The 1,873-nt window shown below is 67.5% G+C and carries 1 protein-coding gene; it reads right to left on the reverse strand.

What is annotated here, in order from left to right:
- Positions 1–1,685, reverse strand: a 1,685-nt coding sequence (locus ELR45_RS40325; protein WP_276320629.1) for a glutamate synthase central domain-containing protein, incomplete at its 3' end; no start/stop codon positions are given.
- Positions 1,686–1,873 lie beyond the last annotated feature (188 nt).

Raw genomic sequence — 1,873 nt, forward strand, 5'->3', positions numbered from 1 at the left:
ACCGGGAACGGCACCACGAGCTGACGGCAGGACGCGGCCCCAGGCTGGAGCAGGTTGCACTCTGGGCCGAGGGTGCTGGCGAGCGAGGTCACCAGCTCCTCTCGGATCGCATCCAGCGGCGGATTGGTGACCTGGGCGAACAGCTGCGTGAAGTAGTCGAAGATCAGCCTCGGCCGCTCCGAGATAGCCGCCACGGGAGTGTCGGTGCCCATCGAGCCGATCGGCTCCGCACCGGCCTTGGCCATCGGGGTGAGCAGGACGCGCAGCTCCTCCTCGGTGTAGCCGAAGGTCTGCTGGCGCCGGGCCACGCTCGCGTGCGTGTGCACGACGTGCTCGCGCTCGGGGAGGTCGTCCAACCGCATCAGACCGGCGTGCAGCCACTCGTCGTAGGGCTCGGCGGTGGCGAGCTCGTTCATGACCTCGTCGTCGCTGACCAGCCGGTGCTCGCTGAGATCGGCGAGGAACATCCGGCCCGGCTCCAGCCGGCCCTTGCGCACGACCTTCGACGGCTCGATGTCCAGGACACCGGCCTCAGAAGCGAGAACCACGAGGCCGTCGTCGGTGACCCACCACCGGCCGGGCCGCAGTCCGTTGCGGTCCAGGACCGCACCGACCTGGGTGCCGTCGGTGAACACGACGCAGGCAGGCCCGTCCCAGGGCTCCATGACCGTGCTGTGGAACTCGAAGAACGCCTTGCGCTCCGCCGACAGTCCCGCGTGGTTCTCCCACGCCTCCGGGATCATCATCCGCACCGCGTGCGGCAGGCTCCGGCCGCCCAGGTGGAGCAGCTCCAGGACCTCGTCGAAGCTGGCCGAGTCGCTCCCGGTGGGGTCGACGATCGGATACAGCCGGGTCAGGTCGCCGGGGATGAGACCGCTGGACATCAGCGACTCGCGGGCACGCATCCAGTTCCGGTTGCCCTGCACGGTGTTGATCTCACCGTTGTGCGCCACGTACCGGTAAGGGTGCGCCAGCGGCCAGCTGGGGAACGTGTTGGTGGAGAAACGAGAATGGACCACGGCCAGCGCGGAGGTGAAGCGGTGGTCGGACAGGTCCGGGAAGAACGGCTCCAGCTGGCCCGTGGTCAGCATGCCCTTATATACGACCGTGCGCGCGGAGAGACTCGGGAAGTACACCTCCGCCTCGTGCTCGGCGCGCTTACGCAGCGCAAACGCCTGACGGTCCAGGAGCAGCCCGTCGGTCGGGTCCGCGTCCACGGTCGCGTTCGGGTCGCTCCCCACGAACAGCTGCCGGAAACGCGGCATGGTGGAGCGGGCGGTGGAGCCGACCAGTGTCGGCGTGGTCGGCACATCGCGCCAGCCCAGGACACGCAGCCCTTCCTCCGCGGCGATCCGCTCGATTCCATCGACGGCCTTCTGCGCCTGCTCATCGTCGTCCGGCAGGAAGGCCAGACCGACGGCGTACGCACCCCGCTCAGGCAGGTCGAACCCGGCGACGGCGCGGAAGAACTCGTCCGGGATCTGGACCAGGATTCCGGCTCCATCACCGGAGTCGGGTTCCGAGCCCGAAGCCCCTCGATGGTCGAGATTGGCTAGAGCGGTCAACCCGTGACGGACGATCTCGTGGCTGGCTATGCCGTCGAGGGTGGCCACGAAGGCCACACCGCAGGCGTCATGCTCGAACCGGGGGTCGTACAAGCCCTGACGGGCAGGCGTGAGGCGCATGGGCACTCCCGTCGTCTCGATGTGGCGGCGGGTGGGACGGGACGGCGCTGGCCCTTTAAAGCTCTACGAGTTTCATGGAGGTTACATCATCGGCGCAGAATTATGTTGTAGCGTCTCACCATTTTTGTCGCACTTGGCAACTTGTGTCCGCTTAGCAACATTCCGTACGTGGATTGCCACGGCGCCAG

It is taken from the genome of Phytoactinopolyspora endophytica, from assembly GCF_004138495.1.
Classification (GTDB): Bacteria; Actinomycetota; Actinomycetes; order Jiangellales; family Jiangellaceae; genus Phytoactinopolyspora; species Phytoactinopolyspora endophytica.